General features: G+C 68.2%; 10 protein-coding genes. All 10 read left to right on the top strand.

Features of this window, described 5'->3' with window-relative positions; genetic code table 11:
- Window positions 1–3,550: 3,550 nt before the first annotated feature.
- The 10 genes from F7Q99_RS40145 (at window position 3,551) to F7Q99_RS40105 (ending at window position 14,843) form a co-directional block, all read left to right on the top strand.
- On the top strand, window positions 3,551–4,021 hold the full coding sequence (locus tag F7Q99_RS40145) for a hypothetical protein (RefSeq protein ID WP_153472383.1): 471 nt from the start codon (window positions 3,551–3,553) through the stop codon (window positions 4,019–4,021).
- On the top strand, window positions 3,985–4,314 hold the full coding sequence (locus F7Q99_RS40140; RefSeq protein WP_153472381.1) for a hypothetical protein: 330 nt from the start codon (window positions 3,985–3,987) through the stop codon (window positions 4,312–4,314). The genes F7Q99_RS40145 and F7Q99_RS40140 overlap by 37 nt, the downstream gene beginning before the upstream one ends.
- Window positions 4,315–5,215: 901 nt before the next feature.
- Entirely contained in the window at window positions 5,216–5,404 is a 189-nt protein-coding gene (locus F7Q99_RS42400; protein WP_230211375.1) for a hypothetical protein, read from the top strand.
- 549 nt (window positions 5,405–5,953) lie between these two features.
- The gene (locus F7Q99_RS42395; RefSeq protein WP_230211374.1) at window positions 5,954–6,397 is read left to right on the top strand and encodes a hypothetical protein; all 444 of its coding nucleotides are present in this window, start codon (window positions 5,954–5,956) and stop codon (window positions 6,395–6,397) included.
- Between the two features lie 776 nt (window positions 6,398–7,173).
- Window positions 7,174–7,746: a P-loop NTPase family protein gene (locus tag F7Q99_RS40130; protein WP_153472376.1), complete on the top strand. Its 573-nt coding sequence runs from the start codon at window positions 7,174–7,176 to the stop codon at window positions 7,744–7,746.
- 94 nt (window positions 7,747–7,840) lie between these two features.
- On the top strand, window positions 7,841–8,446 hold the full coding sequence (locus F7Q99_RS40125) for a DNA-binding protein (protein ID WP_230211372.1): 606 nt from the start codon (window positions 7,841–7,843) through the stop codon (window positions 8,444–8,446).
- A 1,143-nt stretch (window positions 8,447–9,589) separates the two neighbouring features.
- A complete protein-coding gene (locus F7Q99_RS40120; protein ID WP_153472374.1) occupies window positions 9,590–10,729 on the top strand; it encodes a hypothetical protein in 1,140 nt (379 codons plus the stop codon).
- A gap of 904 nt (window positions 10,730–11,633) precedes the next feature.
- Window positions 11,634–12,815, top strand: a complete 1,182-nt coding sequence (locus F7Q99_RS40115) for a hypothetical protein (protein WP_230211373.1) — start codon at window positions 11,634–11,636, stop codon at window positions 12,813–12,815.
- 755 nt (window positions 12,816–13,570) lie between these two features.
- Complete coding sequence (locus F7Q99_RS40110; RefSeq protein ID WP_153472376.1) at window positions 13,571–14,143, top strand: P-loop NTPase family protein; 573 nt, start codon at window positions 13,571–13,573, stop codon at window positions 14,141–14,143.
- A 94-nt stretch (window positions 14,144–14,237) separates the two neighbouring features.
- Window positions 14,238–14,843, top strand: coding sequence for a DNA-binding protein (locus tag F7Q99_RS40105; protein ID WP_230211372.1), 606 nt, complete (start codon window positions 14,238–14,240; stop codon window positions 14,841–14,843).
- Window positions 14,844–14,943 lie beyond the last annotated feature (100 nt).

Below are 14,943 nucleotides of genomic sequence, written 5' to 3'. Positions count from 1 at the left end.
CCGATGGCCGCGCGGGCACTGTTCCCTAGGATGTAGCACACCGTCACCACAACCTCACGGCCCGCCACAGGCGGGCCGTGAGGCGCGCGAAAAGGACAGCCGCAAGCGGCTGGGCCCCCCCCAGAGCGCCCTTCGGGCGCGGGCGGGCTAAAGGACAGCCGCAAGCGGCTGGGCCCGCCCCCAGAGCGCCCTTCGGGCGCGGGCGGGCTAAAGGACAGCCGCAAGCGGCTGGGGCCCGCCCCCAGAGCGCCCTTCGGGCGCGGCGCGGCTAAAGGACAGCCGCAAGCGGCTGGGCCGCCCCCAGAGCGCCCTTCGGGCGCGGGCGGGCTAAAGGACAGCCGCAAGCGGCTGGGCCCGCCCCCGCCCTTCGGGCGCCCTTCGCGGGCGGGCGGGCTAAAGGACAGCCGCAAGCGGCTGGGCCCGCCCCCAGAGCGCCCTTCGGGCGCGGGCGGGCTAAAGACAGCCGCAAGCGGCTGGGCCCGCCCCCAGAGCGCCCTTCGGGCGCGGGCGGGCTAAAGGACAGCCGCAAGCGGCTGGGCCCGCCCCCAGAGCGCCCTCGGGCGCGGGCGGCTAAAGGACAGCCGCAAGCGGCTGGCCCGCCCCCAGAAGCTCGCAAGCGGCTGGGCCCGCAAGTCTCGAACGGCTGTAACGAGTCTGAATGCTGTAATGTTTGAAATGGCAAGACCCGGTGGGGGTGATGTGACCGCTAGCCCGAAGGCCTGGTGAAGCCCGGACGCCGCTCCCCGAAAAGACGAGGAATCCATGCGGAAAATCGCACTCTTCGGACCACCCGCCACAGGAAAATCCACTCTGGCTAGGTGGCTCTCGGCAGAACTCGGCACCCACACACAGACCTCGATGACCTTCTCTTCACCCCTGACGGCCCCCTGCCGCTGCCGAGTTCCGCCGGCAGGCAGGAGAGATCACACGGCAAGACACGTGGATCGTCGAAGGGAACTTCTCCAAGCTGGCCGACGTCGTCTGGCACCGCGCCGACGTACTCGTGTGGCTCGACTTTCAGCTACCCCTGATCATGTACCGCATAGTGCGCCGTAGCCTCTATCAGCTCACCGGATACGAGGACAGCCCACAAGCACGGCGACTGACCTGGAGCAAAGCATTCTTCAGCCGCCGGTCGCTGTTGCGCACCGCCATCCGCAAGTACCGGAACAACCGGCCCCGCTACGTCCAACAGGTATCCGAGACAGCCGATCAGGGCGTCAAGGTGGTCAGGCTCCACAGTCCGCGCGAAGTCCGCCGTTGGATGGAACTGATGAAAGGGCCGGCGGAGAGCCACTCACGCGGAGCGACCCGGCACACCACCGGCCCTTAACCAACATCCGTGCCGACGAAGCGCCAGCGTAAGGAAGTACCACCAGCCTACAAGGGCCCGTCCGTGACTCGACAGCTGCTCAAGGAACACGATTGTGATCCCCCGTAACCGACCAGTGATCAATGAAGCCGATATCGCCGAGCAGGCTGGCGTCCCCATCGCCACATGGAGGCGACGTGATGCCCCCGCCTTCCGTCAGCGCGTAGCAAGCCTCTTTCCTCGCAGCCGCATCCTGATCTACGACCTGGCTCAAGCTCGTGCTTACCTCGCGGGCGGACCCATCCCTGTGCTGCCGCCGGAGAACATCCCGACGACCTTCTCAACGACGAAAGAGACGGCCGCCGTACTCGGCGTTACGGCCAGCACCGTCCGCGCCTACGCGACCCAGGGTTACATCTCAGCAGGAAAGACCGTCTACAGCGTGCGGGTGTGGCCCCGCTGTGACATTGAGGAACGCCGGAAGAACCCGCCCGGGCAGGGGAAGGGAGGAGGGGCCGGCCGCCAGGCACAGGAAAAGGCCCGCGCAAGGCACACGCCTACGAGGGTGATCCCCGTCTGCACACTGCGACCGCAGCCCTCAGCACTGCTGGCGACACCCCCGCCATCGCATCGCAGCATCCCTTGCCCAACAGCACGGCGGGTCAACACGCACTTGGGAACGCCTCCTCACCCAGGTCAGCCAGACCTCCCCGCCCGGCTGACCCGTACGGTGAGGCTTCCAGGAATCAGGCGTGTGGCCTGCACGCCTGATTCCTGGAAGCGAGCTATACCCCCGCGCTTCGCTTACGCGTGGATCGCCCCCCGTCCTCGCTTCGCAGCACTACCCGGTGCGGTACTGAGGGCTGGAGAAGAAGCGAGTGGAGCTGGAGCCCGTAGCCGCGCCCGGTCCCCGCCGCCCGCCCGCGCCAGGGGTCGGGCTGTGCGGGGTTCCCCTCGGTGGGCGGCAGTCTTCAGACCGAGCGCGCCGTTCGGGGGGTCCGGCACCTGCTTCCAAGTCGGTCGCGGGCGCGCGCGGTCGGGCGGGCCCCCCGGGCGGTGTGCTAGCCCTTGGGTGCCGACCATCGAGGGGAACCCCGCCGGGTTGACCCGTACCACCCACTCACCTGAACAAGATCACGAAGCCCTTTCCCCCCTTGGAGGTGGCCGGGGGTCCGGGCGGGCGGAGCCCCCCGGGATCGGTGAGGCAGGCGTTCGCTCCCGCGTTCGGCAGGCACACGGCCAATCCCTCGGCCGAGGACGTCCACGCGGCGCACGCGCTGACCGAACGGCAGCCCGGACCAACCCTGCGGTCCGGGCCTTCTTCGGTTCGTTGGAACCCCACCAGTCCCATCGGCGAGTTCGTCTCTCTGAGGCCCGTCAGATGCGGCAGGATCAGTGCTCTAACTCCAGAAACGGCAAAGGTCCGGGCGCCTAGACAACTCCCGGACCTCATTGCCGACCTCGTCACCTATCACCGATCCGAGGCCTGTGTCCAGCGTATCCGCGTCTGCTGATGCCGTCAGCCAGACCCGCCCCCCGAAGCGCCCGAAGTGCGCACGCTGCCGGAAGTCGTTCGCCCCCGGCACCGGCAAGCGGGTCAAGATCTACTGCTCTGCCACGTGCCGTCAGCGGGCAAAACGGATCATCGATGCCACCCCCGACGTGTCACGTTTTGGGGACCACAAAACCGCAGGTCAGGCGGCATTTTCCGGCACCAAAAACGGGCGTGCGCTTTAGTACTACGGGGAGAATTCCGTCCACCCCAGGTCAGAGGGGTCTGAGGAACGAACCACCCCCGAAACGGACAGATGGTCAGGATCGGGGCCGAGACGGGCGGTTCGAGCGAAGGGAAGCGCACCAGACGGTGGCGCTCGGCAAGACGTTCCTTGGGTGCGGCACGCGGCTGATGGGTGGGCGGCCGGGGTGATGGTCGGCAAGGCTGCGGCCTCGTTCAGTGGGGCCTGCACCTGCGGCAGCGTCCACATGTGCGTGTGGTGGCGCGGCGAAGATCCTGGCGGTCCGGGCGGAGAACGCGCAGAAGGCGGCGGACGCGCTGGCGCGGCCGGGTACGGCCTGTACCTCGGGACCTACACGTTGCGGCACTTCGAGCGGCAGGCGTACGGGCTCGCTGCGGCGCGGCGAGCGCGGCGGACTGATCGCGGTGGCGCACGACGGCTGAAGGGCGCGTTCGGGTCCGCCGGGCGGTCGTGGCGTCGGCTGCGGTCCGACTTCGAGATCGTGGGCTATGAGCGGGCGTTCGAGGACACCTGGGGCTCGGACACCGGGTTCCACGTGCACTGGCACGCGCTCTGGGTCACCCAGGCGCCGCTGCCGGAGGAGGAGTTCCGCCGGTTCCGCCAGCGGATGGCCGAGACGTGGCGCGATGCGGTGCTCAACGCCGGTGGCTACGCGGTCAGCACCACGTGCGACCGGCCCGGCTGCCCGTGCGGGGGGGATGGCCACGGCACCGACCTGCGCCCGCTGAACACCGGGCAGGAGGGTGATGCCGCCCGGTACCTGTACAAGGACGGCGACAAGCCCGGATCGGCAGGCTTCGGGCTGGAGTTCACCCGCTCCGACCTCAAGGACGGCCGCCGCTGGGGACGCATGTCGCCGTTCCAGCTCGGCGACCTGGGGCCGAGGAGCTGGCCGAGCTGGGTGAGGCGGGCCCGTTGGTCGCGAAGTACCGCGAGCGCGAGCACGGGGTGAACGGCGTCCGGAAGCACTACCGGGCCCAGACCCTGAACCGGATCCTCGCCGAGCTGGAGGTGGAGCAGGATGAGCGGACCGACTCCGAGATCGCGGCCAACGAAGACGACGCGCGCACGCTGGTCGCGGTGATCCCGGCGGCTACCTGGTACCGGCACATCGTCCGCAAGCACGGTCGGCGGCTGGCTCTCCTACGTGCCGCCGAGGCGCTTGGCGAGGCTGGCGTTCGGACGCTGATCGAGTCCTGGGGGCTGGCCTGGGGCACGGACGTCCTTCCCCCTGAGACCGCCTGATCCGGCCGGCCCCACGATGAAGGCCCTGACCGTCCCCGGTCGGGGCCTTCAGGTGTACTTAGCCACTAACTTGCTCCGCCTCGACAGCTGTTTCTTGGCGTCAGATGGGTGCAGCGAGTTAGTGCTTACTGTTCCAGTAAGCACCGTTCGCCCCGTCGGCGCCTCCTTGGCGCAGGCTCCGGCCGCCGCCGCCTCAGGTGGGTCATGGGGACCGTGAGCCCAATCCGGGCTCAGAAGCCGCTGCTCCTCCCCGGCCTGGACAACCAAGATGACGTACAGGACGGCTGGGAAACTCTGTTGCTCCGTTGCGAGGAGGAGTCGGCAGGCCCGGCGAGTGGCCGGCCGTCGGGCAGGCACTTCCCTGTGACCGCCTCACGTAGGTGCCGCTTAGGAATCCGGCGGAGTCAGTCCGCTGAGGCGGCCAACCCGGGGTTGTCGGTAAGAACCCTGTTGCGAGCCGCAACGAAGGACGAACATCTGCCCACTTCCGCTTTTTGGCGCGGTGGGGCCTACCGCAGGCCACGGAGAGGGCGGAGACACCCCGGAGGGCCTGGCGGCCCTCCGGGGTGGTCTGGCGGGCGCCTTCGGCGCGTTCACCGCCAGACCATCCCGCGCAAGCGCAGGACGCCAGGCCGGGCGCCTTCGGCGCGTTCACCGGCCTGGTGGCTGGTCCTGCGCAGCAAGCTGCGCGCACCGGACCAGCCATCTCCGCCCTCTCCGTGGCCTGCGGTAGGCCCCCACCGCGTCCCCGTCGGCCGTGGGTTGGCCTAAAAAGAGTGCAAAACCCTTCCTGAACTGGGGTTTTGCATAGAAGAGTGAGCCGAAATGCTGTAAAGTAGTGATGTCGGAAGGGGCGGCACACCCCGACCGGCGACCAACGACACCGAAGGAAGGAAACCCGATGACCCAGTTGTTGCCGTCGGCGCTTGAGGACCTGCGCGGGAATGTCCCCGTGGTCGACTCGCTGGCCGCGAAGGGCTATCCGGGCTACGTGAACGGAACTCAGCGGATGGGGACCGTGAACGACGTGTACGGGTGGACCAGGGTCCACGCGCACATCAACGTCTCGCCGATGAGGGGTACGCGCTGACCGACAAGAGGTCGCCGCACGCCCTCTACGAATTCATGCTCATGTCCGCTGGAACCACGCACCGGCCGGGACTGCACGACCACTCGCGAGAGTTCGGCACGGCGCTTGGAGTGGTCGCGGCGTGCTTCGCTGAGCACTGCCGCGCCTACGAGTTGAGCCCCGTGGTCTCGTGGAGCTACGACCCGAACACCCTGGACCGTGAATCCATCCAGGGGGAGAAGCGGTTCCATGCTCACTTCGTGGGGCGGACAGGCAAGGAGCGGGCAGAGGTCGCGGAGAGGGCCATGCGAGCAGGGGGACTCTCCGCGCTCCGGTGTCGCCGGATCGTAGAAGAGGCGTCCGTCTTGGGTGCCCTGGTGTGTGCCGATGTCGTGGACGGTGACGCTCTGCGGGTGCTCCAGCCCGTTCCGGCGCTCTCCACCCCCACGGCCACCGCTACGGCACAGTTCCTGCTGCCGCAGGGATGGGAAAGTCTCGCCAACCCGGACTTTCACGCAGATATCGCCTACATTCACCGCAAGTTGCGAACGATGTATGACGAGATCATCCGTGCCTGTGCTACCGGTGAGGGCCGGGCTGTGGCGGCGGCCCACTGTCCGGGAGTTCGACCCGGAGGACATCGATGTACCGCTCCGCGCGACGACCCGCGCGACGCTTGCTCACTACCTTCGAGCACTGCGCCCCGAAATCCTCGACGGCGGGTCGCTCGCCCGGTCCCGAGCCACGCACGTCTACCCATTGGCGGATCTGGCTTATGCGGTGACCATCACTGAGCAGGAAGGGCAGGTGTACCTGCATCTCCGCATCAACGTGTTCTCCGATCTCGGAGGCGCGGGAATCAGCATCATCGACGGGGTCATCGTGAAGACCAAGAAGGGGGTGGGGGATATGCGCGCCGACGAGATCGCAGCCCGAAGCGCGTTCCAGGCGGACTACCTCCGCAGGCTCCACATGTACCCGATGGCCGCGCGGGCACTGTTCCCTAGGATGTAGCACACCGTCACCACAACCTCACGGCCCGCCACAGGCGGGCCGTGAGGCGCGCGAAAAGGACAGCCGCAAGCGGCTGGGCCCGCCCCCAGAGCGCCCTTCGGGCGCGGGCGGGCTAAAGGACAGCCGCAAGCGGCTGGGCCCGCCCCCAGAGCGCCCTTCGGGCGCGGGCGGGCTAAAGGACAGCCGCAAGCGGCTGGGCCCGCCCCCAGAGCGCCCTTCGGGCGCGGGCGGGCTAAAGGACAGCCGCAAGCGGCTGGGCCCGCCCCCAGAGCGCCCTTCGGGCGCGGGCGGGCTAAAGGACAGCCGCAAGCGGCTGGGCCCGCCCCCAGAGCGCCCTTCGGGCGCGGGCGGGCTAAAGGACAGCCGCAAGCGGCTGGGCCCGCCCCAGAGCGCCCTTCGGGCGCGGGGGGGGGGGGGGGGGGGGCGGGGCGGGCTAAAGGACAGCCGCAAGCGGCTGGGCCCGCCCCCAGAGCGCCCTTCGGGCGCGGGCGGGCTAAAGGACAGCCGCAAGCGGCTGGGCCCGCCCCCAGAGCGCCCTTCGGGCGCGGGCGGGCTAAAGGACAGCCGCAAGCGGCTGGGCCCGCCCCCAGAGCGCCCTTCGGGCGCGGGCGGGCTAAAGGACAGCCGCAAGCGGCTGGGCCCGCAAGTCTCGAACGGCTGTAACGAGTCTGAATGCTGTAATGTTTGAAATGGCAAGACCCGGTGGGGGTGATGTGACCGCTAGCCCGAAGGCCTGGTGAAGCCCGGACGCCGCTCCCCGAAAAGACGAGGAATCCATGCGGAAAATCGCACTCTTCGGACCACCCGCCACAGGAAAATCCACTCTGGCTAGGTGGCTCTCGGCAGAACTCGGCCACCCACACACAGACCTCGATGACCTTCTCTTCACCCCTGACGGCCCCCTGCCGCTGCCCGAGTTCCGCCGGCAGGCAGGAGAGATCACACGGCAAGACACGTGGATCGTCGAAGGGAACTTCTCCAAGCTGGCCGACGTCGTCTGGCACCGCGCCGACGTACTCGTGTGGCTCGACTTTCAGCTACCCCTGATCATGTACCGCATAGTGCGCCGTAGCCTCTATCAGCTCACCGGATACGAGGACAGCCCACAAGCACGGCGACTGACCTGGAGCAAAGCATTCTTCAGCCGCCGGTCGCTGTTGCGCACCGCCATCCGCAAGTACCGGAACAACCGGCCCCGCTACGTCCAACAGGTATCCGAGACAGCCGATCAGGGCGTCAAGGTGGTCAGGCTCCACAGTCCGCGCGAAGTCCGCCGTTGGATGGAACTGATGAAAGGGCCGGCGGAGAGCCACTCACGCGGAGCGACCCGGCACACCACCGGCCCTTAACCAACATCCGTGCCGACGAAGCGCCAGCGTAAGGAAGTACCACCAGCCTACAAGGGCCCGTCCGTGACTCGACAGCTGCTCAAGGAACACGATTGTGATCCCCCGTAACCGACCAGTGATCAATGAAGCCGATATCGCCGAGCAGGCTGGCGTCCCCATCGCCACATGGAGGCGACGTGATGCCCCCGCCTTCCGTCAGCGCGTAGCAAGCCTCTTTCCTCGCAGCCGCATCCTGATCTACGACCTGGCTCAAGCTCGTGCTTACCTCGCGGGCGGACCCATCCCTGTGCTGCCCGCCGGAGAACATCCCGACGACCTTCTCAACGACGAAGAGACGGCCGCCGTACTCGGCGTTACGGCCAGCACCGTCCGCGCCTACGCGACCCAGGGTTACATCTCAGCAGGAAAGACCGTCTACAGCGTGCGGGTGTGGCCCCGCTGTGACATTGAGGAACGCCGGAAGAACCCGCCCGGGCAGGGGAAGGGAGGAGGCCGGCCGCCAGGCACAGGAAAAGGCCCGCGCAAGGCACACGCCTACGAGGGTGATCCCCGTCTGCACACTGCGACCGCAGCCCTCAGCACTGCTGGCGACACCCCCCGCCATCGCATCGCAGCATCCCTTGCCCAACAGCACGGCGGGTCAACACGCACTTGGGAACGCCTCCTCACCCAGGTCAGCCAGACCTCCCCGCCCGGCTGACCCGTACGGTGAGGCTTCCAGGAATCAGGCGTGTGGCCTGCACGCCTGATTCCTGGAAGCGAGCTATACCCCCGCGCTTCGCTTACGCGTGGATCGCCCCCCGTCCTCGCTTCGCAGCACTACCCGGTGCGGTACTGAGGGCTGGAGAAGAAGCGAGTGGAGCTGGAGCCCGTAGCCGCGCCCGGTCCCCGCCGCCCGCCCGCGCCAGGGGTCGGGCTGTGCGGGGTTCCCCTCGGTGGGCGGCAGTCTTCAGACCGAGCGCGCCGTTCGGGGGGTCCGGCACCTGCTTCCAAGTCGGTCGCGGGCGCGCGCGGTCGGGCCGGGCCCCCCGGGCGGTGTGCTAGCCCTTGGGTGCCGACCATCGAGGGGAACCCCGCCGGGTTGACCCGTACCACCCACTCACCTGAACAAGATCACGAAGCCCTTTCCCCCCTTGGAGGTGGCCGGGGGTCCGGGCGGGCGGAGCCCCCCGGGATCGGTGAGGCAGGCGTTCGCTCCCGCGTTCGGCAGGCACACGGCCAATCCCTCGGCCGAGGACGTCCACGCGGCGCACGCGCTGACCGAACGGCAGCCCGGACCAACCCTGCGGTCCGGGCCTTCTTCGGTTCGTTGGAACCCCACCAGTCCCATCGGCGAGTTCGTCTCTCTGAGGCCCGTCAGATGCGGCAGGATCAGTGCTCTAACTCCAGAAACGGCAAAGGTCCGGGCGCCTAGACAACTCCCGGACCTCATTGCCGACCTCGTCACCTATCACCGATCCGAGGCCTGTTGTCCAGCGTATCCGCGTCTGCTGATGCCGTCAGCCAGACCCGCCCCCCGAAGCGCCCGAAGTGCGCACGCTGCCGGAAGTCGTTCGCCCCCGGCACCGGCAAGCGGGTCAAGATCTACTGCTCTGCCACGTGCCGTCAGCGGGCAAAACGGATCATCGATGCCACCCCCGACGTGTCACGTTTTGGGGACCACAAAACCGCAGGTCAGGCGGCATTTTCGGCACCAAAAACGGGCGTGCGCTTTAGTACTACGGGGAGAATTCCGTCCACCCCAGGTCAGAGGGGGTCTGAGGAACGAACCACCCCGAAACGGACAGATGGTCAGGATCGGGGCCGAGACGGGCGGTTCGAGCGAAGGGAAGCGCACCAGACGGTGGCGCTCGGCAAGACGTTCCTTGGGTGCGGCACGCGGCTGATGGGTGGGGCGGCCGGGGTGATGGTCGGCAAGGCTGCGGCCTCGTTCAGTGGGGCCTGCACCTGCGGCAGCGTCCACATGTGCGTGTGGTGCGCGGCGAAGATCCTGGCGGTCCGGGCGGAGAACGCGCAGAAGGCGGCGGACGCGCTGGCGGCGGCCGGGTACGGCCTGTACCTCGGGACCTACACGTTGCGGCACTTCGAGCGGCAGGCGTACGGCTCGCTGCGGCGCGGCGAGCGCGGCGGACTGATCGCGGTGGCGCACGACGGCTGGAAGGGCGCGTTCGGGTCCGCCGGGCGGTCGTGGCGTCGGCTGCGGTCCGACTTCGAGATCGTGGGCTATGAGCGGGCGTTCGAGGACACCTGGGGCTCGGACACCGGGTTCCACGTGCACTGGCACGCGCTCTGGGTCACCCAGGCGCCGCTGCCGGAGGAGGAGTTCCGCCGGTTCCGCCAGCGGATGGCCGAGACGTGGCGCGATGCGGTGCTCAACGCCGGTGGCTACGCGGTCAGCACCACGTGCGACCGGCCCGGCTGCCCGTGCGGGGGGGATGGCCACGGCACCGACCTGCGCCCGCTGAACACCGGGCAGGAGGGTGATGCCGCCCGGTACCTGTACAAGGACGGCGACAAGCCCGGATCGGCAGGCTTCGGGCTGGAGTTCACCCGCTCCGACCTCAAGGACGGCCGCCGCTGGGGACGCATGTCGCCGTTCCAGCTCGGCGACCTGGCGGCCGAGGAGCTGGCCGAGCTGGGTGAGGCGGGCCCGTTGGTCGCGAAGTACCGCGAGCGCGAGCACGGGGTGAACGGCGTCCGGAAGCACTACCGGGCCCAGACCCTGAACCGGATCCTCGCCGAGCTGGAGGTGGAGCAGGATGAGCGGACCGACTCCGAGATCGCGGCCAACGAAGACGACGCGCGCACGCTGGTCGCGGTGATCCCGGCGGCTACCTGGTACCGGCACATCGTCCGCAAGCACGGTCGGCGGCTGGCTCTCCTACGTGCCGCCGAGGCGCTTGGCGAGGCTGGCGTTCGGACGCTGATCGAGTCCTGGGGGCTGGCCTGGGGCACGGACGTCCTTCCCCCTGAGACCGCCTGATCCGGCCGGCCCCACGATGAAGGCCCTGACCGTCCCCGGTCGGGGCCTTCAGGTGTACTTAGCCACTAACTTGCTCCGCCTCGACAGCTGTTTCTTGGCGTCAGATGGGTGCAGCGAGTTAGTGCTTACTGTTCCAGTAAGCACCGTTCGCCCCGTCGGCGCCTCCTTGGCGCAGGCTCCGGCCGCCGCCGCCTCAGGTGGGTCATGGGGACCGTGAGCCCAATCCGGGCTCAGAAGCCGCTGCTCCTCCCCGGCCTGGACAACCAAGATGACGTACAGGACGGCTGGGAAACTCTGTTGCTCCGTTGCCGAGGAGGAGTCGGCAGGCCCGGCGAGTGGCCGGCCGTCGGGCAGGCACTTCCCTGTGACCGCCTCACGTAGGTGCCGCTTAGGAATCCGGCGGAGTCAGTCCGCTGAGGCGGCCAACCCGGGGTTGTCGGTAAGAACCCTGTTGCGAGCCGCAACGAAGGACGAACATCTGCCCACTTCCGCTTTTTGGCGCGGTGGGGGCCTACCGCAGGCCACGGAGAGGGCGGAGACACCCCGGAGGGCCTGGCGGCCCTCCGGGGTGGTCTGGCGGGCGCCTTCGGCGCGTTCACCGCCAGACCATCCCGCGCAAGCGCAGGACGCCAGGCCGGGCGCCTTCGGCGCGTTCACCGGCCTGGTGGCTGGTCCTGCGCAGCAAGCTGCGCGCACCGGACCAGCCATCTCCGCCCTCTCCGTGGCCTGCGGTAGGCCCCCACCGCGTCCCCGTCGGCCGTGGGTTGGCCTAAAAAGAGTGCAAAACCCTTCCTGAACTGGGGTTTTGCATAGAAGAGTGAGCCGAAATGCTGTAAAGTTAGTGATGTCGGAAGGGGCGGCACACCCCGACCGGCGACCAACGACACCGAAGGAAGGAAACCCGATGACCCAGTTGTTGCCGTCGGCGCTTGAGGACCTGCGCGGGAATGTCCCCGTGGTCGACTCGCTGGCCGCGAAGGGCTATCCGGGCTACGTGAACGGAACTCAGCGGATGGGGACCGTGAACGACGTGTACGGGTGGACCAGGGTCCACGCGCACATCAACGTCTCGCCCGATGAGGGGTACGCGCTGACCGACAAGAGGTCGCCGCACGCCCTCTACGAATTCATGCTCATGTCCGCTGGAACCACGCACCGGCCGGGACTGCACGACCACTCGCGAGAGTTCGGCACGGCGCTTGGAGTGGTCGCGGCGTGCTTCGCTGAGCACTGCCGCGCCTACGAGTTGAGCCCCGTGGTCTCGTGGAGCTACGACCCGAACACCCTGGACCGTGAATCCATCCAGGGGGAGAAGCGGTTCCATGCTCACTTCGTGGGGCGGACAGGCAAGGAGCGGGCAGAGGTCGCGGAGAGGGCCATGCGAGCAGGGGGACTCTCCGCGCTCCGGTGTCGCCGGATCGTAGAAGAGGCGTCCGTCTTGGGTGCCCTGGTGTGTGCCGATGTCGTGGACGGTGACGCTCTGCGGGTGCTCCAGCCCGTTCCGGCGCTCTCCACCCCCACGGCCACCGCTACGGCACAGTTCCTGCTGCCGCAGGGATGGGAAAGTCTCGCCAACCCGGACTTTCACGCAGATATCGCCTACATTCACCGCAAGTTGCGAACGATGTATGACGAGATCATCCGTGCCTGTGCTACCGGTGAGGCCGGGCTGTGGCGGCGGCCCACTGTCCGGGAGTTCGACCCGGAGGACATCGATGTACCGCTCCGCGCGACGACCCGCGCGACGCTTGCTCACTACCTTCGAGCACTGCGCCCCGAAATCCTCGACGGCGGGTCGCTCGCCCGGTCCCGAGCCACGCACGTCTACCCATTGGCGGATCTGGCTTATGCGGTGACCATCACTGAGCAGGAAGGGCAGGTGTACCTGCATCTCCGCATCAACGTGTTCTCCGATCTCGGAGGCGCGGGAATCAGCATCATCGACGGGGTCATCGTGAAGACCAAGAAGGGGGTGGGGGATATGCGCGCCGACGAGATCGCAGCCCGAAGCGCGTTCCAGGCGGACTACCTCCGCAGGCTCCACATGTACCCGATGGCCGCGCGGGCACTGTTCCCTAGGATGTAGCACACCGTCACCACAACCTCACGGCCCGCCACAGGCGGGCCGTGAGGCGCGCGAAAAGGACAGCCGCAAGCGGCTGGGCCCGCCCCCAGAGCGCCCTTCGGGCGCGGGCGGGCTAAAGGACAGCCGCAAGCGGCTGGGCCCGCCCCCAGAGCGCCCTTCGGGCGCGGGCGGGCTAAAGGACAGCCGCAAGCGGCTGGGCCCGCCCCCAGAGCGCCCTTCGGGCGCGGGCGGGCTAAAGGACAGCCGCAAGCGGCTGGGCCCGCCCCCAGAGCGCCCTTCGGGCGCGGGCGGGCTAAAGGACAGCCGCAAGCGGCTGGGCCCGCCCCCAGAGCGCCCTTCGGGCGCGGGCGGGCTAAAGGACAGCCGCAAGCGGCTGGGCCCGCCCCCAGAGCGCCCTTCGGGCGCGGGCGGGCTAAAGGACAGCCGCAAGCGGCTGGGCCCGCCCCCAGAGCGCCCTTCGGGCGCGGGCGGGCTAAAGGACAGCCGCAAGCGGCTGGGCCCGCCCCCAGAGCGCCCTTCGGGCGCGGGCGGGCTAAAGGACAGCCGCAAGCGGCTGGGCCCGCCCCCAGAGCGCCCTTCGGGCGCGGGCGGGCTAAAGGACAGCCGCAAGCGGCTGGGCCCGCAAGTCTCGAACGGCTGTAACGAGTCTGAATGCTGTAATGTTTGAAATGGCAAGACCCGGTGGGGGTGATGTGACCGCTAGCCCGAAGGCCTGGTGAAGCCCGGACGCCGCTCCCCGAAAAGACGAGGAATCCATGCGGAAAATCGCACTCTTCGGACCACCCGCCACAGGAAAATCCACTCTGGCTAGGTGGCTCTCGGCAGAACTCGGCCACCCACACACAGACCTCGATGACCTTCTCTTCACCCCTGACGGCCCCCTGCCGCTGCCCGAGTTCCGCCGGCAGGCAGGAGAGATCACACGGCAAGACACGTGGATCGTCGAAGGGAACTTCTCCAAGCTGGCCGACGTCGTCTGGCACCGCGCCGACGTACTCGTGTGGCTCGACTTTCAGCTACCCCTGATCATGTACCGCATAGTGCGCCGTAGCCTCTATCAGCTCACCGGATACGAGGACAGCCCACAAGCACGGCGACTGACCTGGAGCAAAGCATTCTTCAGCCGCCGGTCGCTGTTGCGCACCGCCATCCGCAAGTACCGGAACAACCGGCCCCGCTACGTCCAACAGGTATCCGAGACAGCCGATCAGGGCGTCAAGGTGGTCAGGCTCCACAGTCCGCGCGAAGTCCGCCGTTGGATGGAACTGATGAAAGGGCCGGCGGAGAGCCACTCACGCGGAGCGACCCGGCACACCACCGGCCCTTAACCAACATCCGTGCCGACGAAGCGCCAGCGTAAGGAAGTACCACCAGCCTACAAGGGCCCGTCCGTGACTCGACAGCTGCTCAAGGAACACGATTGTGATCCCCCGTAACCGACCAGTGATCAATGAAGCCGATATCGCCGAGCAGGCTGGCGTCCCCATCGCCACATGGAGGCGACGTGATGCCCCCGCCTTCCGTCAGCGCGTAGCAAGCCTCTTTCCTCGCAGCCGCATCCTGATCTACGACCTGGCTCAAGCTCGTGCTTACCTCGCGGGCGGACCCATCCCTGTGCTGCCCGCCGGAGAACATCCCGACGACCTTCTCAACGACGAAGAGACGGCCGCCGTACTCGGCGTTACGGCCAGCACCGTCCGCGCCTACGCGACCCAGGGTTACATCTCAGCAGGAAAGACCGTCTACAGCGTGCGGGTGTGGCCCCGCTGTGACATTGAGGAACGCCGGAAGAACCCGCCCGGGCAGGGGAAGGGAGGAGGCCGGCCGCCAGGCACAGGAAAAGGCCCGCGCAAGGCACACGCCTACGAGGGTGATCCCCGTCTGCACACTGCGACCGCAGCCCTCAGCACTGCTGGCGACACCCCCCGCCATCGCATCGCAGCATCCCTTGCCCAACAGCACGGCGGGTCAACACGCACTTGGGAACGCCTCCTCACCCAGGTCAGCCAGACCTCCCCGCCCGGCTGACCCGTACGGTGAGGCTTCCAGGAATCAGGCGTGTGGCCTGCACGCCTGATTCCTGGAAGCGAGCTATACCCCCGCGCTTCGCTTACGCGTGGATCGCCCC

The organism is Streptomyces kaniharaensis (assembly GCF_009569385.1).
Taxonomy (GTDB): Bacteria; Actinomycetota; Actinomycetes; order Streptomycetales; family Streptomycetaceae; genus Kitasatospora; species Kitasatospora kaniharaensis.
Note: the sequence above shows the minus strand (reverse complement) of the source record. Positions and strands in the feature narration are given on the sequence as shown.

Excerpts from the sequence above, each read along its gene's own strand:
- F7Q99_RS42400 (WP_230211375.1), top strand. The coding sequence starts at position 5,216 with ATGACCCAGTTGTTGCCGTCGGCGCTTGAGGACCTGCGCGGGAATGTC.
- F7Q99_RS40130 (WP_153472376.1), top strand. The coding sequence starts at position 7,174 with ATGCGGAAAATCGCACTCTTCGGACCACCCGCCACAGGAAAATCCACT.
- F7Q99_RS40115 (WP_230211373.1), top strand. The coding sequence starts at position 11,634 with ATGACCCAGTTGTTGCCGTCGGCGCTTGAGGACCTGCGCGGGAATGTC.
- F7Q99_RS40110 (WP_153472376.1), top strand. The coding sequence starts at position 13,571 with ATGCGGAAAATCGCACTCTTCGGACCACCCGCCACAGGAAAATCCACT.